The following is a 21,056-nucleotide window of genomic DNA, read 5'->3' as shown; positions in this document are numbered from 1 at the left end:
CGTGCTCAACCCTTCACCGCCCCCTGCATGATGCCGCCGACGATCCGGCGGCCGAAGACCAGGAACACCAGCAGCAGCGGGAGCGTGCCCAGCAGCGCACCCGCCATGATCACGGACTGGTCGGGGATGTAGCCGCGGCCCAGTCCCGTCAGCGCCACCTGCACCGTCGGGCTGCCGTTCTGCGTCAGCGCGATGATCGGCCAGAAGAAGTCGTTCCAGGTCATCACGAACGTCAGCATCCCCAGCACCGCCATCGCCGGCCGCGCGGCCGGGAAGACCACGTGCCACACGATCCGCAGCGAACTCGCCCCGTCCGTGCGCGCCGCCTCCACCAGCTCCACCGGCAGCGCCTGCGCCAGGTACTGCCGCATGAAGAACACCCCGAACGCGGACACCAGCGCCGGCAGGACCACCGCCTGCAGCCGGTCCGTCCACGACAGCTTCGCGATCAGCATGTACAGCGGTACGACGCTCAGCTGCGGCGGGATCAGCATCGTCGACACCACCAGCGCCAGCAGGCCCCGGCTGCCCCGGAACCGCAGCCGCGCGAACGCGAAGCCCGCCAGGGTCGACAGCAGCACGGTGCCCGCCGCGACCGTGCCCGCCACCACCAGCGTGTTCAGCAGGGCGGTGCCCATGTGGGCGTCGGTCCAGGCGATCGTCAGGTTGCGGCCCAGGTTCCCGCCGAACCAGAACGGCGGCGGGGTCTGCGCGAGGCGGGTGTTGGTGCGGGAGGCCGCGATCGCGGTCCACACCAGGGGGAAGAGGGAACCGGCGGTGAACAGCGCCAGGACGACGTACGTGGGCTTCCCCGCGCGCAGGACCTTCACCGCGGACCTCCCCGCACCAGCCGGGCCGCGCCCGCGACCAGCAGCAGCATCAGGAACATCGCCCACGCGATCGCCGACGCCCGCCCCAGGTGCAGGTTCACCCAGCCCTGCTCGTACAGGTACAGGCCCAGCGTCTGGAACTGGTGGTCCGATCCCCCCGTGGCGCCCGAACCGCCGTTGAACAGCAGCGGTTCACCGAACAGCTGGGTGGCGCCGATCGTGGACACCACACAGGTGAAGAAGATCGTCGGCCGTAGCGAGGGCACCGTCACGTGCCGGAACTGCTGCCACGGGGAGGCGCCGTCCAGCGCGGCCGACTCGTACAGGTCCCCGGGGACGGCCTGCATGGCGGCGAGGTAGATCAGCGCGTTGTAGCCGGTCCACCGCCACACCACGATCGTGGACACCGCCACCTGGGAGGCCAGCGTGCCGTTCTGCCAGTCGACCGGCCCGAACCCGACCGCGGACAGCGCCCAGTTGACCATGCCGTGGTCCCGGCCGAAGAGCAGCACGAAGACGAGCGTGGCGGCGGCCACCGAGGTCGCGTACGGGGTCAGCACCGCGACCCGGAAGAACGCCGAACCCCGCAGCCGGTGGTTCAGCAGGTGCGCCAGTCCCAGCGCGATCAGCAGTTGGGGCACCGTCGACAGCAGGCCGATGGTGACCGTGTTGCGCAGCGCGTTCCAGAAGAACGCGTCGTCCCACAGCCGGGTGAAGTTCCGCAGGCCCACCCACGTCATCGCGTCCGGGTCGGTCAGCTCCACCCGGTGCAGCGCCGCCCACCCCGTGTACAGCAGCGGGAACAGCCCGAAGGCGGTGAAGAAGAGGAAGAAGGGCGCCACGAAGGCGTAGGGACTCAGGCGCAGGTCCCACCGGTAGCGGCGCGAGCGCCACACCTGGCCGCGGCCGCCCGCGTCCCGCCCTGCGGCGGGGGAGGACGCGGGCGACAGGAGGGCGGTCTCGTCGGTCACCGCCGCCTCACCGGTCCAGGGCGTTGTCGATCGCCGCCACCGCGGCGTCCCAGCCCTCCTGCGCCGACCGGCCCTTCTGGTCGATCTGGAGCATCCCGACGTCCGCCAGGTTCTGCGCGATCACCAGGTCCTTCGGGCCGACCACCGTCACCGGCACGCCCTCGGCCGCCCGGGCGAAGATCTCCCCGATCGGGGCGTCGCCGAAGTACGCGTGGTGCGCGCCCGCCACCGCGGGCAATTTGTACGCGGCGCTGGCGCTCGGGAAACTCCCCCGCTTCTCGAACAGCTTCGCCTGCTGCGCGGGGGCCGTCAGCCAGGCGGCCAGCTTCGCCGCCTCCTGAGCGTGTTTGCCCGCCTTGGGCACCACCAGGAACGAGCCGCCCCAGTTGCTCGGCTTGGGGGCCGCGGCCACGTCCCACTTGTCCTCGGCCGCCGGGCCGGCCTTGTCCTGGATGTAGCCGAGCATCCAGGGCGGGCAGGAGACGGTGGCGAAGCTGGCGTTGGAGAAGCCCTGGTCCCAGGCCGGGGTGAACTGCTGGAGCTTCGCGCTCAGCCCCTCGGAGGCGAACCGGGCCGCCAGGTCGAAGGCCCCGCGCACCGCCGGGTTCGTCTTGTAGACGACCTTGCCCTGGTCGTCGTAGAACCGCTGGGCGTTGCTGCCGGTGACGGCCGCCATCACTCCGGACGCCGAGTCCACGAACGCCTTGCCGTCGCCCGCCTTCGCCTTGTAGGCCTTGCCCGTCTCCAGGTACTTGTTCCAGTCGCCCGCCCAGAGCGCGCCGACCGCCTCCCGGTCGGTGGGCAGGCCGGCCGCCGCGAAGAGGTCCTTGCGGTAGCAGATGCCCTCCGGGCCTATGTCGGTGCCGAGCCCTACGGTCGCGCCGTTCTTCGCGGTGCCCTGCGCCCACTTCCAGGGCAGGTACGCCGCCTCGTCCACGCCCGGCGCCTTGCCGAGGTCGACCAGCTTGTCGGCCTGGGTGGCGGTGATCTCCGCGATGTTGTTGACCTCGACGGCCTGGACGTCGGCCAGGCCGCTGCCCGTGCCCAGGTGGGTCAGCAGCTGCGGGTAGTAGTTCTCGTTGCGCTCGATGGAGGTCTGCTCGATGCGTACGCCGGGGTTCTGCGCCATGTACTCGTCGTACAGGCCGGCCTCCTTGAGCCCGAACGCGCCGAACACCCCGACGGTGAGGGTCGTCGTCGCCTTGCCGGCGGCCGGGGCGCCCTGCCCCGGGGGTTCGGCGGGGTCCTGGGAGCAGCCCGCGAGGAGCAGGGCCGCGGCGGCTGCGACGGCGAGGGCCCCGAGGGGCGCCGGTGGGCGGGGACGGGATCGGGCTCGCATCAGGATCCTCCTGGAAGGACGGGACGTGCCGGGTGTCGTGTGCCACAGTGTGGGAGCGCTCCCACCGCCGTCAAGAGGCGGTCAAGAGGTAGATTCACAGCCGGGAGGAAGCCATGAGCGGGCAAGGGCGCAGCGGGGGACGGCCGACCCTGGAGGAGGTCGCGGTCCGGGCCGGTGTGGGGCGCGGCACCGTCTCCCGGGTGATCAACGGGTCCTCCAAGGTCAGCGACCGCACCAGGGCCGCCGTGGAGGCCGCCGTCGCCGAGCTGGGGTACGTGCCCAACCGTGCCGCCCGGGCGCTGGCCGCCAACCGTACGGACGCCGTGGCCCTCGTCATCCCCGAACCCGAGGCCCGCTTCTTCGCCGAGCCCTACTTCTCCGACGTGGTGCGCGGCGTCGGCGCCACCCTCGCCGAGACCGACGTCCAGCTCGTGCTCACCCTGGCCGGCGGGGAACGGGAGCGCCGACGCCTCGCGCAGTACCTGTCCGGGCACCGCGTCGACGGGGTCCTGCTGGTCTCCGTACACGCCGGGGACCCGCTGCCGGAACTCCTGGCCGAGCTGGGCATACCGACGGTGATCAGCGGGCGCCGCTCGGCCGACGAGGCCCTGCCCTGCGTGGACTCCGACAACCTGGCGGGCGCCGCCGGGGCCGTGCGCCACCTCCTGGAGCGGGGCCGCCGGGCGATCGCCACCATCACCGGGCCGCTGGACGTGTACGGGGCCCAGTGCCGGCTCGACGGCTACCGGCAGGCCCTCGCCGCCGCCGGGCGCCCCGCGGACGAGCAGCTGATCGCCGCCGGCGACTTCACCGAGGAGGGCGGCCGCAGGGCCATGCGGGAGCTGCTGGAGCGGCGCCCCGCCCTGGACGCCGTCTTCGCCGCCTCGGACGTCATGGCGGCGGGCGCCCGCCTGGAGCTGCGTGCGGCGGGCCGCCGGATACCGCAGGACGTGGCGCTGGTGGGCTTCGACGACTCGGTGGTGGCCCGGCACATGGACCCGCCGCTGACCAGCGTGCGCCAGCCGATCGAGGAGATGGGCCGGACCATGGCGCGGGTGCTGCTGGAGCGGATCGCGGGCGGGCCGGCGGACGCCGCCGTCGTACTGCCGACCGAGCTGGTGGTCCGGGAATCCTCCTGAGGGCGCCGGGGCGCGCCCGGCATGCGCAAGGCCCCGGCCGCTTCCGCGTACCGGGGCCTTCCCACAGGGTGAGTGACGGGACTTGAACCCGCGGCCACCTGGACCACAACCAGGTGCTCTACCAACTGAGCTACACCCACCATGTCCGGTCGTGTGAGCGACCGGCCGAAGAAAAGGGTACAGGGTCCGGGAGGGTGCTCGCTCCCCCCTTTCCCCGCGCCCCGCGCGCCGGGCCGCTCGACCGGCTCCTACTCGCCGGCGACCACGTACTTCGCGGCGATGGTGCGCGCCGTGTCCGAGTCGGGCCCGGGCTGCGGGACGAACACCGCCTCGCGGTAGTAGCGCAGCTCGGCGATGGATTCCTTGATGTCCGCCAGCGCCCGGTGGTTGCCGTTCTTCGGCGGGCTGTTGAAGTAGGCCCGCGGGTACCAGCGGCGCGCCAGCTCCTTGACCGAGGACACGTCCACGATCCGGTAGTGCAGGTACGACTCCAGCGCGGCCATGTCCCGCAGCAGGAAGCCGCGGTCGGTGCCGACCGAGTTCCCGCACAGCGGCGCCTTGCCGGGCTCCTTCACGTGCTCCCGTACGTACGCCAGGACCTGCGCCTCGGCGTCCGCGAGGGTGGTCCCGCCCGCCAGCTCGTCGAGCAGGCCGGAGGCGGTGTGCATCTGGCGCACCACGTCGGGCATGGTCTCCAGGGCCGCGTCCGGCGGGCGGATCACGATGTCCACGCCTTCGCCGAGCACGTTCAGCTCCGAGTCGGTGACCAGTGCGGCCACCTCGATAAGTGCGTCGTCCGTCAACGAGAGCCCGGTCATCTCGCAGTCGATCCACACCATGCGATCGTTCATGAACCCCACCTTAGGGGGTCCCGCGACGCAGAGGTCCCCCACATCGGGGACGCCGATGTGGGGGACCTCCGTCACGTGCCGCGCTGCGGGCTACGCGTGCTCGCGCAGGACCCGGCCCGGCGAGTACAGCTCGGTGACCGTCGGACCGGCCGCGGCCAGGGCCGCCGCCGCCCGCTGCGGGGTGCGCTGGTGCGGCACCGGGCCACCGGAGAGCTCGGCCACGTGCGGCACGTCGGCCTGCGGCCGGCGCGCCCGGTAGGCGGAGCGGTAGGCGGCCGGGGAGGACCCCAGCTGGCGCCGGAAGTGACCGCGCAGCGCGACGGGTGAACGGAACCCGCAGCGCCCGGCGACCTCGTCGACCGAGTAGTCGGAGGTCTCCAGCAGCCGCTGCGCCTGGAGCACCCGCTGGGTGATCAGCCACTGGAGCGGCGCGCTGCCGGTGAGCGAGCGGAACCGGCGGTCGAAGGTGCGCCTGCTCATGTAGGCGCGGGCCGCCAGGGTCTCCACGTCGAACTGCTCGTGGAGGTGTTCCAGGGCCCAGGCGACGACCTCGGCCAGCGGGTCGGCGCCGATCTCCTCCGGCAGCGACCGGTCGAGGTAGCGTTCCTGGCCACCGGTGCGGCGCGGCGGGACGACGAGCCGGCGGGCCAGTGCCCCGGCCGCCTCGCTGCCGTGGTCCGTGCGCACGATGTGCAGGCACAGGTCGATTCCGGCCGCGGTGCCCGCGGACGTCAGCACGTCGCCGTCGTCGACGAACAGCTCGCGCGGGTCGACGTGGACGGACGGGTACCGCTTGGCCAGCGTCGGCGCGTACATCCAGTGCGTCGTCGCGGGCCGGCCGTCGAGCAGACCGGCGGCGGCGAGCACGAAGGCTCCCGTGCACAGTCCGACGATCCGGGCCCCCTCCTCGTGCGCCAGACGCAGTGCGTCGAGCGCCTCCGGCGGCGGCGGTGACGTGATGGACCGCCAGGCCGGAACGACGACCGTGCCCGCCCGGGCGATCGCCTCCAGCCCGTACGGCGCGGTCAGTTCGAGTCCGCCGGTGGTCCGCAGCGGACCGTCCTCACCTGCGCACACGAGTAGTCGGTAGCGTGGAACTCCCGCGTCCTGCCGGTCGATGCCGAACACGGAAAGTGGAATTGAACTCTCGAAGATCGGTCCGCCGCTGAACAGCAGCACCGCGACGATCTCCCTGCGGCGACGCCCCGCGAGCTTCCGGCCCGCGTCCGCGACGACTGCGGTGGAATCCTGGCTCATGGCGCTAAGCCCCCCTTGGGTGTCGCGACTCCTTGGTCTGGTCGCACCTGCACGTTTCCCCTCGGCCTTGCACGTGGATCCCCCGCCGTAAATACATGATCGAATCTACTGCGTCCCGTGGTGTCGGCGTGACAAGTTCAGCACGCAGCGCTATGTCGACTTGGCAACTTGGCGAAAAGCATTCGATCAGTAAGGGTTCCACTCCGCTACCCGTTCAGGAAGCGCTCGGTCCGGCCATGGCCAGTACTCATGGGGTCGACGGCGCACCGGCGCTCCGTCGTCGCTGGTGGTAGGGGGGTTGGGGGGACATTCCGGCAAGGAACGGACCCTGCCGGGAAGTTGGCTGAAAACAGCCGGGTGTGTACGTGCGAACCGGTCAGTCGTGCGGGGACAGCGGTCCGGGGGAGTGGCAGCCCCGGTGCGAACCGGCCCCGCTGCGCGAGTGCCGGCCGCGGTGGGCGGATGGGAACGCCTCCTCGGAGCGGATCCGGGCCGCGGCCCGCTCCGCCTTCTCCGAGTGCCGCAGCAGCACCCGGCAGGCGGCGGTGACGGCCGCCAGGCCGAGCGTCGCGACGGCGGCCCCGCCGAAGGACGTCCCGTAGACGACGAGGACCACGGGGACGAGCAGGCAGCTGAACGCGGCCCAGCGCACCACCTCACCCGCCGGGTCGTCGTGCGAGTGCCGCGCGGAGCGCACGGACGGGTGAACGGCGGAGGGGGCGAAACGGTGTCCCGGTCCGGCGGACCGGGCGGACTGCGTCGGCGGAGCGGGCTGGACGGGGTGATCCGGATGGCCGGGCACGGTGTACTCCCTGCGGGCTCTTCCTGGGCGGTCGGACCCGTGTCCAACGGCGGCGGCGGGGCTCGGTCACTGCGCGCACGGGTGGCGCACCGCGCTCTCGTCACTGGCTGTAGGGGACAGTCGCCATTGCCAACGCGCCGCCCCTCGGGCATGCTCCCTGGGACGCTCCTCAAGGGCGGCAAGCCCTGTGCAGGACAAGGGTGTCGCCGTACCCTGAGGGGTAAGGGCTTGGGAAGATGCTTCCCGGACAGAGCTCCGTCACAGTGCGTCGCCGAAATCTCCCCCGTCGCTTCCCCGAGGACCCTTCGCCGAGACACCCATGGCCGGTCACGAATACTCCGAACCCGCGGACCGCAAGCGCAAGCGCCTCGCCGACCCCGCGTCGGCCGACCTGCGCGCGGTGGAACAGACGCGCCTGCCGTGCGACCCTGCCTTCCGGCACGGCGTCGTGGTCGGCTTCGACGGCTCCACATCCAGCGAGCGCGCCCTCGCGTACGCCATCGGGATGGCCCGCCGCTCCGGATCCGGTCTGATCATCGTCCATGTGGCCAACCGGCTGCCCACCACCGTGTGGGCGGGCTGCGAGCCGCCGGTCTTCGTCGATGTCCCGGACCACCGCACGGAAGTGCTCGGGCTGGAACTCGCCTGCGCGGACTACCTGACCGAGGTGCCGTGGATCCTGGTGGAGCGGGGCGGCGACATCTGCCACGAGCTGGAGGAGGTCGGCCGGGAGTACTCGGCGGACGCCATCGTGGTCGGCTCCACGCACGGCATCGTCGGCCGGATCTTCGGCTCGGTGGCGGGGCGCCTGGCCAAGCGGGCACAGCGACCCGTTGTTGTCATTCCGTAACACTCCGTTCGTCGGTTGTGCGGTTGTGAACCCCCTTGTAAGGGGTAGATAAATGCTGCTGGGACGCAGCAAACAACTGCAGATCGAAGGGAGCCCGCCGTGGACAATGGTGTCTCTGCGGGAAGCACGGCCTCGACTTCGACCCTCGGGCACATAGCCCTGGGTCTCACCCTTCTCGCATTCGGTATCGGCCACACCGGCATCATCAGCGGCGTGAGCGCGGCAGACTCCGTATCCCTCGCGATGTACGTGGGCGGTCTCGCCCTCTTCGTCCTCGGACTCCTGGAGTTCCGCGGCGGCAACGGCTTCAACGGGACCGCGTTCGCGGGCCTCGGGGCCTTCTGGTTCACCTGGGCGGGCGGAGCCGACGCCAAGGTGTCGGCGCACGCGGCCGGCCTGTTCCTGGTCCTCTTCGCCCTGCTGGCCCTCACCCTGACGCTGGGGGCGGCCGGCGGACTGTTCGGGCAGGGCGTCTACGGCCTGCTGACCCTCTCCCTGGTGCTCCTCGCGGTGGGCTCCTTCGCGGGCAGCGGCGGACTGGGCAAGGTCGCCGGCTGGGTGGCGGCGGTGGGCGGGCTGCTGGCCTGGTACGGGGCGACGGCCGCCCTGGCCCACTGGCCGATGGCGGTCGGCCGCGGCTCGCGGCGCGGCGCCGTAGCGGCCGGGTAGCGGACGCACGGGAACGGGCCCCGGGGGAAGTCCCCCGGGGCCCGTTTCGTGCGGTGTGCCTACTCGACCGTGACCGACTTCGCCAGGTTGCGCGGCTTGTCGATGTCCCGGCCCAGGGCCAGGGCGGTGTGGTACGCCAGCAGCTGGAGCGGGATGCCCATCAGGATGGGGTCCAGCTCGTCCTCGTTCTTGGGGACGACGATCGTGTGGTCGGCCTTCTCCTGCTCGCGGTGGGCGACCGCGAGGATCCGGCCGCTGCGGGCCTTGATCTCCTCCAGCGCCGCGCGGTTCTTGTCCAGCAGGTCGTCGTCCGGGACGATCGCGACCGTCGGCATCGCCGGCTCGATGAGCGCGAGCGGACCGTGCTTGAGCTCGGAGGCGGGGTAGGCCTCGGCGTGGATGTAGGAGATCTCCTTGAGCTTGAGGGAGGCCTCCAGGGCCACCGGGTAGCCGCGCACCCGGCCGATGAACATCATCGACTTGGCCTCGGCGTACTCGGCCGCCAGCTTCTTGATGTCCTCCTCGCCCTCCAGGATCTCCTGGATCTGGGCGGGGAGCTTGCGCAGGCCCTCGATGATCCGCTTGCCGTCGGTCACCGACAGGTCCCGGATGCGGCCCAGGTGCACGGCGAGCAGCGCGAACGCCACGACCGTGTTGGTGAAGCACTTGGTGGACACGACGCAGACCTCGGGGCCGGCGTGCACGTACACGCCGCCGTCGGCCTCGCGGGCGATGGCGGAGCCGACCACGTTGACCACGCCGAGGACGCGGGCGCCCTTGCGCTTGAGCTCCTGCACGGCCGCGAGGACGTCGTAGGTCTCACCCGACTGCGAGACCGCGATGTAAAGGGTGTCCGGGTCCACGACCGCGTTGCGGTAGCGGAACTCGGAGGCCGGCTCGGCGTCGGCCGGGATGCGCGCCATGCCCTCGATGAGGCCGGCGCCGATCAGGCCCGCGTGGTACGAGGTGCCGCAGCCCAGGATCTTGACCCGGCGGATGCCGCGCGCCTCGCGCGGGTCCAGGTTCAGGCCGCCCAGGTGGACGGTGGAGAAGCGGTCGTCGATGCGGCCGCGCAGCACGCGGTCGACGGCCTCGGCCTGCTCGGAGATCTCCTTGTGCATGTACGTGTCGTGGCCGCCCATGTCGTAGGAGGCGGCCTCCCACTCCACGGTCTCGGGCGTGGCGGTGGTCGTCGTGCCGGAGGTGGTGTACGTGCGGAAGTCGTCGGCCTTGAGGGTGGCCATCTCGCCGTCGTCCAGGGTGACGATCTGGCGGGTGTGGGCGACGAGCGCGGCGACGTCCGAGGCGACGAACATCTCCTTCTCGCCGATGCCGAGGACGACCGGCGAGCCGTTGCGGGCGACGACGATCCGGTCGGGGAAGTCGGCGTGCATGACGGCGATGCCGTAGGTGCCCTCGACGACCTTGAGCGCCTCGCGGACCTTCTCCTCCAGGGAGTCGGCCTGGGAGCGGGCGATCAGGTGGACGAGCACCTCGGTGTCGGTCTCCGAGACGAAGACGACGCCGTCGGCCTCCAGCTTGGCGCGCAGCTCGGAGGCGTTGTCCACGATGCCGTTGTGGACGACCGCGACCTTGTTCTCGGCGTCGAGGTGCGGGTGGGAGTTGATGTCGCTCGGGGCGCCGTGGGTGGCCCAGCGGGTGTGGGCGATGCCGGTGGTGCCGGCGAACCGCTTGGGCACGCGGGATTCGAGCTCACGGACCCGGCCCTTGGCCTTGACGACCTTGAGGGCCGCGGACTTCGGGCTGTTGACGACGATGCCCGCGGAGTCGTAACCGCGGTACTCCAGGCGCTGGAGCCCCTCCAGCAGCAGCGGTGCGACGTCACGCTTGCCGATGTATCCCACAATTCCGCACATACGGTCTTGCCCCTCCTGAAGTTCGGTGGATCGTGCTCCTGCCCGGCCGGCCCCCTGGCCGGCCGCCCGGCCCCGTGGGGCCGTGGTTTCACCCGTAGACGATGCGGCGCAGCTGCCGGAGCGAGAGCTCCGGGGGTGCCACGGCGCGGTGCGGCAGTTCGGCCGCGATGCGTTCGAAGATCTCCGCGTTGACGCAGCCGCCGGACTGCAGTTCGCGGTGGCGGCGACGGACGAACGCCTCGGTCGTCTCGTCGAAGTAGGCGAGCACGTCGAGCACCACCCGGGCGGCTTCGCCTCGCTGCAGCGAGGTGCTGCGCACCAGGTGGTCGACGAGGTCGTCATGCGACGGGCGGCGGTCGAGCACCCGTAGATACTGACGGTCCGCGGGCTGGAACGCAAAGATCCTGCCCGAAAACGGGCAGGATCAGGCTGGTCTGGACCAGGGGAATGTCTACTTCCGGTCAGGCTCGGTCAGAAATGCCCCAAAATGGCGGCTTTTGCGGTCAGGAACTCCTCGGGCGTGAGGACGCCGTCTCTGTGCAGCTCGCCGAGCTCGCGCAGCCGACGCAGGAGCACGTCGTGGTCGGACGAGGAGGCCGAGGCCGGGACGGCCCCGCGCGCTCCGGCCGGGTGGGGCCCGGTCAGGTGCGGCCCGGACGGGCGGGGCCCGGTCAGGTGCGGTCCGGCCGGTCCGTGGTCGGCCGGGCGGTGGCCGGCCGGGTGGGGGAGGCGTACGGTCACGGCCGCCGCGACCAGCGCGGTCAGCAGCTCCTTCTTGCCGAAGCCGAAGAGCTCCGCCGCGTACGGGTCGTACTTGGGCGCCGGCGCCGCCTGCGCACCCGTCAGAGTGAACCGGAGCCAGCCATTCGAGAGGCCCTTCGCCGGGACCCAGTCCACCGCCCGTACGTCCGCCACCCGGAACCGGCTCGGGCCGGCCGAGTGCTTGGCGTCCTCCGCCGTCCAGTTCCAGTCCAGCGTGATCGTGTCGCCGTCGAAGGACACCGTCGAGTCGCCCGCCTCCGCCGTGACCGGCACCGGCGGCCCGCACAGCAGGTACGCGTCCGCCGGGCCGGGATCGACCTGGTCGAGCAGCAGCGCGTGGCGCACCTCGTCCACGAAGTACTCCGCGACCGCGGACCTGGCCGCCTCCACGCTCAGCTTGTACGGGTCGGCGGCGTCGGGCAGCCGGCCGCCCGTGCCCTGCGTCAGCGGGTCGGCGCCGTCCCGGAGCCGAAGACGCAGCCGGCCCGACCTGCGGCCCGGCTCATAGGAGACCCCGGCGATCGCGCGGAGCGGTACCGAAAGTTCCCCGAGGGCCTGGCGCAGCGGGCCGACGTCCTTGTCCCGGCCGGGCACGATGCGCACGGCGTCGCCGTCGAAGGTCCATGTGCCGTCCTTCTGGATGATTTCCGCCATCTTGCGATTCTGCCACCGGTGTTGACGGCCCCGGTGGCCTATACCTGGGCGCATGAGAGTCCTGCGACGCGCGCTCGGTACCCTCCTCGTCCTCGGCGGCGCCGCCCTGTCCTGCGCCGCCGCCCCCGGCGCCGGCGCCGGTCCGGCCGACGGCCGCCCGGCCGCCGCGCTGACCCCCTACGAACGGCTGCTGCCCGCGCCGGCCTCCGTACGGGTGGCGGGCGCCGGCTACCGCTTCGGGGCCGGCACGGTGATCCGTACCTCCGGCCCGTCCGAGGAGGTCCGCCGGGTCGGGGAGCTGCTCGCGGAGCAACTGCGCGGGTCGAGCGGGCTGCGGCTGCCGGTGGTCGACGCGGAGAACGGGGACGGGGTGCGGCTGCGCCTGGACGCGAGGGCGCCCGGACTGGGCGCGGAGGGCTACCGGCTGGAGACCCGGCCGGACGGCGTCACGCTCACCGCCCGGACCCCCGCCGGGCTGTTCCACGCGGGGCAGACGCTGCGGCAGCTGCTGCCGGTGCGCGGAGCGGGGACGGTGCCGGGCGGGACGGTCACGGACGCCCCGCGGTTCGCCTACCGGGGCGCGATGATCGACGTCGCGCGTCACTACTTCACGGTCGAGCAGGTCAAGCGGTACGTGGACCAGCTCGCGCAGTACAAGGTGAACACGCTGCACGTGCACCTCACCGACGACCAGGGGTGGCGGCTGGAGTCCGCGTCCTGGCCCAGGCTGGCGGAGTACGGCGGCGGCAGCGAGGTGGGCGGCGGTCCGGGCGGCCACTGGACGAAGGACGAGTACCGGGACCTGGTGGCTTACGCGGGTGAGCGGTACGTGGACGTGGTGCCGGAGATCGACATGCCGGGCCACGTGAACGCGGCGCTGGCCTCGTACGCGGAACTGAACTGCGACGGCAGGGCGCGGGAGCGGTACACGGGGACGAAGGTCGGGTTCAGCTCGCTGTGCGTCGGCAAGGAGCGGACGTACGAGTTCGTCGACGACGTGCTCGGCGAACTCGCCGAGCTGACGCCCGGCCGCTACCTGCACATCGGCGGCGACGAGGCGCACTCCACCCCGGCGGCGCAGTACGCGCAGTTCATGGACCGGGCCCAGGAGGTGGTGGGCCGCCACGGCAAGACGGTGGTGGCCTGGCACCAGCTGGCGGCGGCCCGGCCGGCGCCGGGGGCGGTGCTCCAGTACTGGGGCCACGGCGGGACCCCGGCCAAGGAGAAGGAGCGCCTCGCGGAGGTGGTGAAGGCGGGCCACCCGCTGATCCTGTCCCCGGCGGACCGGCTGTACCTGGACATGAAGTACGACACCACGACCAAGCCGGGGCTGGCGTGGGCGGGCTACGTCCCGGTGAAGCGGGCTTACGACTGGGACCCGGGGGCCTTCCTCCCCGGCGTCCCGCAGTCCGCGGTGCTGGGCGTCGAGGCCGCGCTGTGGACGGAGACCATCGGGACCCGGGCCGACTGGGAGTTCATGGCCTTCCCGCGGATGCTGGGCCTGGCGGAGCTGGGCTGGTCCCCGGCGGGTGCGCGCAACTGGGCCGGGTACAGCCGCCGCCTGGCGGCGCAGGGCCCGCGCCTGGACGCGCAGGACATCGCCTACTACCGCGCTCCCGACGTCCCCTGGCCGTAGCGGCCACGGCCGGAACGGGGCCGACGGCGGGGGGAAAAGAGACACGAAGCCCGGGGCCGGGTGGGTGTCGAGGGACCGTATCGACATCCACCCGGCCCGGTTCACCGTCGCGCGAAGGGGGCGACGGGGTTCTTGAGGCTGCCGATCAGCTGGAGGGCCGCCGACGGGTCGGCGAGGTCGACCATCTGCCGGTTGTTGCGCAGCTGGAGCCGGTTCAGGCAGGACAGCTGGAACTCCGGCGCGAAGAGGTCGTAGCGGGCGAAGCGGTCCGCCAGCTCCGGCATCGACTCCTGGTAGGCGTGGGCGCAGTCGGCGACCGCCCGCCAGAAGGCCTCCTCCTCGCAGATCCCCTCCGCCGCCAGGATCGGGCCCAGGAAGCGGAAGAAGCAGTCGAAGACGTCCGTGAAGATCGACAGGAGCTTCATGTCCTCCGGGACGTCCGCCCGGATCCGCTCGACCGCCGGCGGCAGGACCGCGTCCGGGTCCATGACCACGATCTCCTCGGCGATGTCCTTGAAGATCGCCCGCTTCACCACGCCGCCTTCGATGACGAGGATGGTGTTCTCGCCGTGCGGCATGTACGCGAGGTCGTACGCGTAGAAGCAGTGCAGGAGCGGGACCAGGTAGGCGCGCAGGTACGAGGCCAGCCACTCCTCGGCCGGCAGCCCCGACTCCTCGATCAGGGCGCCCACGAAGGACCTGCCCTCGGAGTCGAGGTGGAGGAGGGACGCCATCGTGGCCAGGCGCTCGCCCTCCCGCAGCGAGGCGACCGGCGATTCGCGCCACAGCGCCGCCAGCATCTTGCGGTACGGCGAGTACCGGTCCGTCGCGCTCTCGTACTGGCGGTGGTGGTATCCGATCGCCGCCCGCTCGCGGATGATCGAGAAGTCCACCGACCGCAGGACGGCGTCGGCCCCGATCAGCTGGTGGAGCCAGTCGTTGATCGCCGGGGTGGCTTCCATGTACGCCGCCGACAGGCCCCGCATGAAGCCCATGTTGAGTACCGAGACGGCGGTCTTCACGTAGTGCTTCTCGGGGGCGCAGGTGTTGAAGAACGTACGGATCGACTGCTGCGCCAGGTAGTCGTCCGAGCCCTCGCCCAGCAGGACGAGGCGGCGGTTCGCGATCTCCGCCGCGAAGGTGACCGTCGTCTTGTTCCACCACTGCCAGGGGTGGACGGGGAAGAGGTGGTAGTCCGCCGGGTCGAGCCCCAGCGAGACGAGGCGGTCGGCGAAGGCCGCGACGGTCTCCTCGCCCAGCTCCTCGCGCATGAACGAGTCGTGGTCCAGGCCCGCACCGGCGGTGAAGGTGGAGACGTCCTTGCGGGCCGCCACCCACACCAGGCGGACCGGGCTCGCCGCCTCCGGGGCGTACGCGAGGTACTCGTGCACGCCGAAACCGAGGCGGCCGTTGTTCGCCACGAAGCAGGGGTGGCCTTCGGTCATGCCCGTCTCGATGTCCTGGAAGGAGGACGTGGCGAGGACGGCGGAGGAGACCTGCGGCTTGGTGTACTTGAACCCGGAGCCCGCCAGGGTGGAGGAGATCTCCTCCAGGTACACCGGCAGGACCTCCGCGCTCAGGCCGAGGGTCTCGCGCAGCTCGATGTGGAAGTCCAGGGCGTCGAGGGGGAGCTCGGCCCCGTCCCGGTGGCGGGTGATCGAGGACTCGTCGACCGCCCAGTGCTCCAGCGCGTACAGGGCGGCGCGGAACCGGTACTCCACGCTTCCGTCGTCGCTGGAGACCGTGTACCGCTGGTCGCCGAGCGGCTTCGGGGTCAGCAGGCGCTCGTGGGAGAACTCCGCGAGGGCCTTGCGGACCAGGGCGCGGTTGGCGCGCGCCCACAGCTCGGGGGAGAGGTGGGCGACGGCGTCGGCGAGGCTCATATGGACCCCTCCCGGATGGCCGCTTCGAACTGTTCGCGGGTGCAGAAGCTCAGCAGTGCTTCCTTCTCCGGCTTGCGCACCGGGCCTTCCGCCGTGAAGCCGACGGCCTCGTTGAGCGCGTGCACGGCGGTGTTGCGGACGTCCGGCTCGACCACCACGCGCCGGGTGGCCGGGTCCGCGAAGAGGGCCGCCATGACGGTGGTGATGACCGCGCGGGTGAAGCCGTGGACGGGAGTGTCGCTGGGGGCGACCAGGAAGTGCATGCCGACGTCGCCCGGCCGGGCGTCGTACAGGCCGACCAGCTCCAGCCGGCTCGGGTCGTACTTCTCCATCAGGAAGGCGGGGCGGCCGTCGTGGAGGCCGATGAAGGCCTCGTGGTGCTCGGCGGCGGCGATCCGCATGTACTCGCGCTCCACGTCCGGCAGGGAGGCGTCGCCCATCATCCAGAAGGCCGCTTTGGGGTGCGTGACCCAGCCGTGCAGCAGCTGCGCGTCGGAGAACGGGTCCAGGGGGCGCAGGGCGAAATCGCCGAGGGCCGGATCGGTACGGGTGAAGAGGAGTTCGGTGGTGCTCATGCGAGGGTGCCTTCCGGGGCGGCGAACTGCTGGAACGCGATGGACTTCTCGACCTTGTAGTGCTCGCGGCCGAGGAGTTCTCCGATGATGTACGCGTTGCGGTACGCGGCCATGCCCAAGTCGGGCGAGGTGACGGAGTGGTTGTGGACGGTGCCGTTCTGCAGGAAGATCCCGCGGCCCGTCACGTCGATGCTGTAGTTGCGGGCCGCGTCGGGCCGGCCGTGGCCGTCGAAGCGCAGCCGGTCACGTACGGGGGCCAGGAACTCCGGCAGCGTGTAGCGGTAGCCGGTGGCCAGGACCAGGCCCTCGGTGGCGAGGGAGAAGTCACGTTCCTGCTCCTCCTGGCGCAGGCCGAGGGTGTACGTACCGGTCGTGGTGTCGTACGCGGCCGAGTTCAGCGAGGTGTTGGTCAGCAGGGTGGTCGGGACGGGCCCCGGGCTGCTGGCCTTCTTCTGGTAGAGCAGGTCGAAGATGGCGTTGATCAGCTCGCCGTCGATGCCCTTGAACAGGTTCTTCTGCTGCGACTCCAGCCGGTAGCGGGTCTCCTCGGGCAGCGCGTGGAAGTAGTCCACGTACTCGGGGGACGTCATCTCCAGCGTCAGCTTCGTGTACTCCAGCGGGAAGAACCGCGGGGAGCGGGTGACCCAGTTGAGCCGGTAGCCGTGTACGTCGATCTCGCTGAGGAGGTCGTAGTAGATCTCGGCGGCGCTCTGCCCGGAGCCGACCAGGGTGATCGACTCCTTCCGCTGGAGTTGCGCCTTGCGGTCCATGTAGGCGCTGTTGTGGGTGAAGTCCCCGCCGAGGCCCTCGCAGGCGGCCGGGACGAACGGCGGGGTGCCGGTGCCGAGGACCAGGCGGCGGGCGAGGTGGGTTTCGCCGCGGTCGGTGTGGACCTCGTACAGCCCGGCCCGCTCGTCGTAGGTGACCTCGGTGACGGAGGTCGAGTACAGGACGTTGTCGAGGCGGTCGGCGGCCCAGCGGCAGTAGTCGTTGTACTCGGCGCGCAGCGGGTAGAAGTTCTCCCGGATGTAGAAGGAGTACAGCCGGTCCTTGTCCTTGAGGTAGTTCAGGAAGGAGAAGGGCGAGGTCGGGTCGGCGAGGGTGACCAGGTCCGACATGAACGGCGTCTGGAGGTGCGCGCCGTCCAGGAACATCCCGGCGTGCCACTCGAAGTGCGGCTTCGACTCGATGAAGAGACCGTCGAGCTCGTCGATCGGCGCGGTCAGGCAGGCGAGTCCCAGGTTGAACGGACCGAGGCCGATGCCGATGAAGTCACGGGGTTCACGAGTGGACGGCAAGGAATGCTCCCAGGTACTGCTCGGCGTGTACGGCGAGAAGGTCGAGGACGGCAGAGATGTCGGACGTCGTGGTCTGCGGGTTGAGGAGGGTGAACTTGAGGTACTGCCTGCCGTCGACCTTGGTGCTCGCGACGACGGCCTCGCCGGAGGCGAACAGGGCCTTGCGGGCGTGGAGGTTGGCCTCGTCGACCAGGTCCGGGCGCAGGCCGCCCCCGGGGACGTAGCGGAAGACGAGGGTGGAGATCGTGGGGCGCACGACGACCTCGAAGCGGGGGTCGGCGTCGAGGAGCTGCCAGCCGGCCGCCGCCAGGTCGATGACCTCGTCGAAGAGCGAGCCGATGCCGTCGGCGCCCATCACGCGCAGGGTCATCCAGAGCTTGAGGGCGTCGAAGCGGCGCGTGGTCTGGATGGACTTGTCGACCTGGTTCGGGATCCGCTCCTCGGCCATGCGCCGCGGGTTGAGGTAGTCCGCGTGGTAGGTGGCGTGCCGGAGGGTGTCGCGTTCGCGGACCAGTACGGCGCTGGAACTGACGGGCTGGAAGAAGGACTTGTGGTAGTCGACCGTGACCGAGTCGGCGTGCTCGATGCCGTCGAGGAGGTGCCGGCGGGTGGGGGAGACCAGCAGTCCGCAGCCGTACGCGGCGTCCACGTGCATCCAGGTGGAATGCTCGGCGGCCAGGCGGGCGATCTCGGGGAGCGGGTCGACGGACCCGAAGTCGGTGGTGCCGGCGGTGGCGACGACGGCCATCGGTACGAGGCCGTCGCGGGCGCAGCTCTCCAGTTCCAGGGCCAGGGCTGAGGTGTCCATCCGGCGGCTCAGGTCGACCGGGACGGAGATGACGGCCTCGTAGCCCATGCCCAGCATGGCGGCGGACTTGCGGACGCTGAAGTGGCTCGCCTCGGAGGCCAGGATGCGCAGCCGCGGCAGGAGTTCGGCTTTGGTGAGGTCCCGGCCCTCGGCGTGGGCCCGCTGGAGGGCGATGCGGCACGCCTCGTCCCGGGCGAGCAGCAGGGCGTGGAAGTTGGACTGGCTGCCGCCGGAGGTGAACACGCCGTCGGCGCGCGGGCCCAGGCCGATGCGGCCGGCGGTCCAGTCGATCAGGCGGCGCTCGATGAGGGTGCCGCCGATCGACTGGTCCCACGTGTCCAGCGAGGAGTTGACGGCGGAGAGGACCGCTTCGCCGAGCACGGCGGGGATGACGACGGGGCAGTTGAGGTGCCCGAGGTAGCGGGGGTGGTGGAAGTACACCGCGTCCCGCAGGTAGACCTCTTCGAGCTCGTCGAGGGCGGCGGCGGGGTCTTCGAGGGGCTTGTCGAGGTCGATCCCGTTGATGACCGGGGCGAGTTCGTCGACGGAGATACCGGTGTGGGGTCGTTCCGTGGTGGCCAGCTTGGCGGCGACGCGGTCGACGCCTTCGGTCACGGAACGCCGGTAGAGGTCCGCGGTCGTCTCATTGAGCAGATGCGAACGCATCAACTTTCCTCCGGACAGGGGCAGTGGGGGTGGGCGGCAGAGCTCGGAACTGCTTGCTTAGGTTAGCCTAACCTAATTTTTTCACCAAACAGGGAGGGCCCCGGCCGATCGGCCGGGGCCCTCTGAAACGGGTCCTGAATAAGGGGAGTTGAGGCCTACAGCGCCGCGCCGGGGTCCTCGCTGGGCGCCTGGCCCGAAGAGGCCTCCGCGAGGAGCTCCTCCTCGCTCGCGCCCAGCCGCCAGTAGCCGGTGAAACGCACCCGGCGCCGGTCGACCCCTCGCTCCTGCACCAGGAGGCGGCGCACCGCGCGGATCGTGCCGGACTCCCCGGCGATCCAGGCGTACGGGGCCCCGCAGTCGGGCACTTCCCCCGACCGGACGGCCTCCAGCAGGCGCTCGGTCCGCTCCCGGCCGGCGCCCGCGCCGCGTACCACCCAGGTGATGTCCGCGTCCGCGGAGGTGGGCAGGGTGAGGCGGTCGTCCTCATGCGGTACCTCGAACCAGGCCTTGACGCGGCTGCCGGAGTCGAGCCGGTCCAGGATCGCGGCCGCGGCGGGCAGGGCGGTCTCGTCCGCGTACATCAGGACGAGGTCGGTGTCGGCCGGGGGCTGGAACCGTACGGACTTGTTCCGCGCGACGGCCGGCCCGATCACGAGGATCCGGCGGCCGGTGACCGCCCGCCCCGCCCACGCGGAAGCGGGGCTCGTGTCCCCGTGGAGGACGAAGTCGATGTCGACCTCGTCCACGCCCTGCGGTGTGCGCCGCTGCTCGCGCACGGTGTACGAACGCATCACCGGGCGCTCGTCCTCCGGCATGGCGCGCCAGGCGCCGAACCAGGTGTCCTCGTCGGTGGACGGGAGCACGGTGTGTTCCCGGTGCGGGGGCGGCAGGAAGAGCGAGAGGCTCTGGTCGTAGCCGCCCGAGCGGAAGCCGGCGAGGGACTCACCGCCGAAGGTGACCCGCAGGAACGAGTGGCCGAGGCGGCGCGTGCGGAGCACTTCGAGCGCGAAGAAGCGGAAATCCGCGACGGCTCCGGTGGCGTCCGGGCCGGCGTCCGTTCCTCCGGCGGTGGTGGTGGCGGTCATGCGGTGGGTCCCCCAGGGAGTTGGTCTGCGGCGCCGGAACGGAGCGAGGTCAGCTGACCTTCTTGGCGTTCTGGATCGCCTTCGCGAGGTCCTCCAGGATCTTGGCGCACTTGTCGTACGAGTAGATCGGCTCGGTCACGCGCGCGGTGACCTGGCCGGCCTTGACGGCGGGCAGCTCGGCCCAGGTCGGCTTGGCCTTGAGCTCCTCGGGCTGCAGGGTTCCGGTGCGGTTGTCGAGGAGGACGACGTCGGCCTTGTACTTGCCGGCGTTCTCCCAGCTCAGGCTCTCGAAGAAGCCGCCCGCGTCCAGCTTCTCGGGGATGACGAACTCGACGCCGAGGGACTCGAAGTACTTGAGGTCGGCGGAGGTCTTCGGGGTGGAGACGTAGAACAGGTCGGCGGCGCCGGAACCGACGAGCACCTTGATGCCCGGGTTGGCCTTGGTGGCCTCGCGGACCTTGGCGGAGGCGGCCTCGAAGCGGGCCTTCGCGTCGACGGTGGCCTTGGAGTTCATGTCGGCGCCCAGGGACTTGGCGAGGGCGGCGGTGCGCTCCAGCGACTTGTCGAGGGTGGCGTCGCCGCCCACCGAGATCGCGGCGGCCGGGGCCAGCTTGAGGATCTTGTCCTTGGAGGCCTCGGGGACGTACCAGTAGGAGCCGTCCCAGGTGTTGGTGACGAGCAGGTCGGGCCTCAGGGCCGCGTACTTCTCGACGTTGAACTCGTCGTAGACGTTGCCCAGGATCTCGACCTTGGAGATGTCCATCGTGCCGGCCTGGACGTCGGGCTTGCCGTCGGCGGTCTTGGTGGGGCCGAATACGCCCTTCACCTTGACGCCGTAGTCGGACAGCGCGGCCGCGGTGCCGGTGAAGGCGACGATGTTCTTGGGCGTCGACTTGGCGGTGACCTCCTTGCCCAGGTCGTCCTTGAAGCTCCAGGGACCGGAGGCCGCCGCGCCCTTGTCCGGTCCGCCCGCACCGTCCTTGGCCTTGTCGGCGCCGCCGCAGGCGGAGAGTGCCGCGACGAGACCGAGGGCTCCGCCGGCGGCGATCAGGCCGCGGCGGGTGAAGGGGGAGGTCCGGGACTTGGGCATGTCGATGTCCGCTT

Annotated in this window: 19 protein-coding genes and 1 tRNA gene; 4 read left to right on the top strand and 16 right to left on the bottom strand. The window is 71.3% G+C overall.

Annotated elements, in window-relative coordinates:
• Nucleotides 1–5: 5 nt before the first annotated feature.
• The 3 genes from ACIA6C_RS04040 to ACIA6C_RS04030 are packed head-to-tail and all read right to left on the bottom strand — an operon-like array spanning nucleotide 6 to nucleotide 3,140.
• Complete coding sequence (locus ACIA6C_RS04040; RefSeq protein ID WP_399272755.1) at nucleotides 6–830, bottom strand: carbohydrate ABC transporter permease; 825 nt, start codon at nucleotides 828–830, stop codon at nucleotides 6–8.
• Nucleotides 827–1,801 carry a carbohydrate ABC transporter permease gene (locus ACIA6C_RS04035; RefSeq protein WP_399272753.1) on the bottom strand — a complete coding sequence of 325 codons (975 nt, stop codon included), beginning with the start codon at nucleotides 1,799–1,801 and terminating at the stop codon, nucleotides 827–829. Before ACIA6C_RS04035 ends, ACIA6C_RS04040 begins: the two co-directional genes overlap by 4 nt.
• A 7-nt stretch (nucleotides 1,802–1,808) precedes the next feature.
• Nucleotides 1,809–3,140: an ABC transporter substrate-binding protein gene (locus ACIA6C_RS04030; RefSeq protein WP_399272751.1), complete on the bottom strand. Its 1,332-nt coding sequence runs from the start codon at nucleotides 3,138–3,140 to the stop codon at nucleotides 1,809–1,811.
• 113 nt (nucleotides 3,141–3,253) lie between these two features.
• Between ACIA6C_RS04030 and ACIA6C_RS04025 the strand changes: the two genes are divergently transcribed.
• Nucleotides 3,254–4,279 (top strand): LacI family DNA-binding transcriptional regulator, encoded by a 1,026-nt coding sequence (locus ACIA6C_RS04025; RefSeq protein WP_399272749.1) that lies wholly within the window; start codon nucleotides 3,254–3,256, stop codon nucleotides 4,277–4,279.
• 67 nt (nucleotides 4,280–4,346) lie between these two features.
• On the opposite strand, the gene ACIA6C_RS04020 is transcribed toward ACIA6C_RS04025, so the two are convergent.
• The 4 genes from ACIA6C_RS04020 to ACIA6C_RS04005 all read right to left on the bottom strand — a co-directional run bounded on the left by ACIA6C_RS04020 (nucleotide 4,347) and on the right by ACIA6C_RS04005 (nucleotide 7,189).
• Nucleotides 4,347–4,419: transfer RNA gene (locus ACIA6C_RS04020), tRNA-His, on the bottom strand.
• A 108-nt stretch (nucleotides 4,420–4,527) separates the two neighbouring features.
• Nucleotides 4,528–5,130 (bottom strand): oligoribonuclease, encoded by a 603-nt coding sequence (gene orn / locus ACIA6C_RS04015; RefSeq protein WP_190182571.1) that lies wholly within the window; start codon nucleotides 5,128–5,130, stop codon nucleotides 4,528–4,530.
• 90 nt (nucleotides 5,131–5,220) lie between these two features.
• On the bottom strand, nucleotides 5,221–6,387 hold the full coding sequence (locus tag ACIA6C_RS04010; RefSeq protein WP_136214349.1) for a helix-turn-helix domain-containing protein: 1,167 nt from the start codon (nucleotides 6,385–6,387) through the stop codon (nucleotides 5,221–5,223).
• Nucleotides 6,388–6,763: 376 nt separating this feature from the next.
• A complete protein-coding gene (locus ACIA6C_RS04005; protein ID WP_361136705.1) occupies nucleotides 6,764–7,189 on the bottom strand; it encodes a hypothetical protein in 426 nt (141 codons plus the stop codon).
• A gap of 319 nt (nucleotides 7,190–7,508) precedes the next feature.
• Here ACIA6C_RS04005 and ACIA6C_RS04000 point away from each other — a divergent pair, with 319 nt between their 5' ends.
• Both ACIA6C_RS04000 and ACIA6C_RS03995 read left to right on the top strand, forming a co-directional pair.
• Nucleotides 7,509–8,039, top strand: a complete 531-nt coding sequence (locus ACIA6C_RS04000; protein WP_366081584.1) for a universal stress protein — start codon at nucleotides 7,509–7,511, stop codon at nucleotides 8,037–8,039.
• Nucleotides 8,040–8,138: 99 nt separating this feature from the next.
• The gene (locus ACIA6C_RS03995) at nucleotides 8,139–8,708 is read left to right on the top strand and encodes an acetate uptake transporter (protein WP_361136709.1); all 570 of its coding nucleotides are present in this window, start codon (nucleotides 8,139–8,141) and stop codon (nucleotides 8,706–8,708) included.
• 59 nt (nucleotides 8,709–8,767) lie between these two features.
• Here the strand turns inward: ACIA6C_RS03995 and glmS are convergent, their stop codons facing one another.
• From glmS to ACIA6C_RS03980, 3 genes are all read right to left on the bottom strand, one after another.
• Nucleotides 8,768–10,585: a glutamine--fructose-6-phosphate transaminase (isomerizing) gene (gene glmS / locus ACIA6C_RS03990; RefSeq protein ID WP_366081586.1), complete on the bottom strand. Its 1,818-nt coding sequence runs from the start codon at nucleotides 10,583–10,585 to the stop codon at nucleotides 8,768–8,770.
• Nucleotides 10,586–10,673: 88 nt separating this feature from the next.
• Entirely contained in the window at nucleotides 10,674–10,949 is a 276-nt protein-coding gene (locus ACIA6C_RS03985; RefSeq protein ID WP_361136713.1) for a hypothetical protein, read from the bottom strand.
• A gap of 107 nt (nucleotides 10,950–11,056) precedes the next feature.
• Nucleotides 11,057–12,001 carry a DUF4429 domain-containing protein gene (locus tag ACIA6C_RS03980; protein WP_399272745.1) on the bottom strand — a complete coding sequence of 315 codons (945 nt, stop codon included), beginning with the start codon at nucleotides 11,999–12,001 and terminating at the stop codon, nucleotides 11,057–11,059.
• 52 nt (nucleotides 12,002–12,053) lie between these two features.
• On the opposite strand from ACIA6C_RS03980, the gene ACIA6C_RS03975 reads away from it, so the two are divergent.
• Nucleotides 12,054–13,637 carry a beta-N-acetylhexosaminidase gene (locus ACIA6C_RS03975; protein ID WP_399272743.1) on the top strand — a complete coding sequence of 528 codons (1,584 nt, stop codon included), beginning with the start codon at nucleotides 12,054–12,056 and terminating at the stop codon, nucleotides 13,635–13,637.
• Between the two features lie 101 nt (nucleotides 13,638–13,738).
• Here ACIA6C_RS03975 and ACIA6C_RS03970 read toward each other — a convergent pair whose 3' ends face one another.
• From ACIA6C_RS03970 to ACIA6C_RS03945, 6 genes are all read right to left on the bottom strand, one after another.
• Entirely contained in the window at nucleotides 13,739–15,520 is a 1,782-nt protein-coding gene (locus ACIA6C_RS03970) for an IucA/IucC family protein (RefSeq protein ID WP_399272741.1), read from the bottom strand.
• Entirely contained in the window at nucleotides 15,517–16,095 is a 579-nt protein-coding gene (locus ACIA6C_RS03965) for a GNAT family N-acetyltransferase (RefSeq protein WP_399272739.1), read from the bottom strand. Before ACIA6C_RS03965 ends, ACIA6C_RS03970 begins: the two co-directional genes overlap by 4 nt.
• The gene (locus tag ACIA6C_RS03960) at nucleotides 16,092–17,393 is read right to left on the bottom strand and encodes a lysine N(6)-hydroxylase/L-ornithine N(5)-oxygenase family protein (RefSeq protein WP_399272737.1); all 1,302 of its coding nucleotides are present in this window, start codon (nucleotides 17,391–17,393) and stop codon (nucleotides 16,092–16,094) included. The genes ACIA6C_RS03965 and ACIA6C_RS03960 overlap by 4 nt, the downstream gene beginning before the upstream one ends.
• Entirely contained in the window at nucleotides 17,377–18,867 is a 1,491-nt protein-coding gene (locus tag ACIA6C_RS03955) for a pyridoxal phosphate-dependent decarboxylase family protein (protein WP_399272736.1), read from the bottom strand. The genes ACIA6C_RS03960 and ACIA6C_RS03955 overlap by 17 nt, the downstream gene beginning before the upstream one ends.
• A 155-nt stretch (nucleotides 18,868–19,022) precedes the next feature.
• On the bottom strand, nucleotides 19,023–19,952 hold the full coding sequence (locus ACIA6C_RS03950) for a siderophore-interacting protein (protein ID WP_399272734.1): 930 nt from the start codon (nucleotides 19,950–19,952) through the stop codon (nucleotides 19,023–19,025).
• A gap of 49 nt (nucleotides 19,953–20,001) precedes the next feature.
• A complete protein-coding gene (locus ACIA6C_RS03945) occupies nucleotides 20,002–21,042 on the bottom strand; it encodes an ABC transporter substrate-binding protein (RefSeq protein WP_399272732.1) in 1,041 nt (346 codons plus the stop codon).
• Nucleotides 21,043–21,056: the final 14 nt, after the last annotated feature.

Source organism: Streptomyces sp. NPDC051578 (assembly GCF_044454045.1).
Classification (GTDB): domain Bacteria; phylum Actinomycetota; class Actinomycetes; order Streptomycetales; family Streptomycetaceae; genus Streptomyces.
This window is presented reverse-complemented; position numbering and strand designations above follow the sequence as displayed.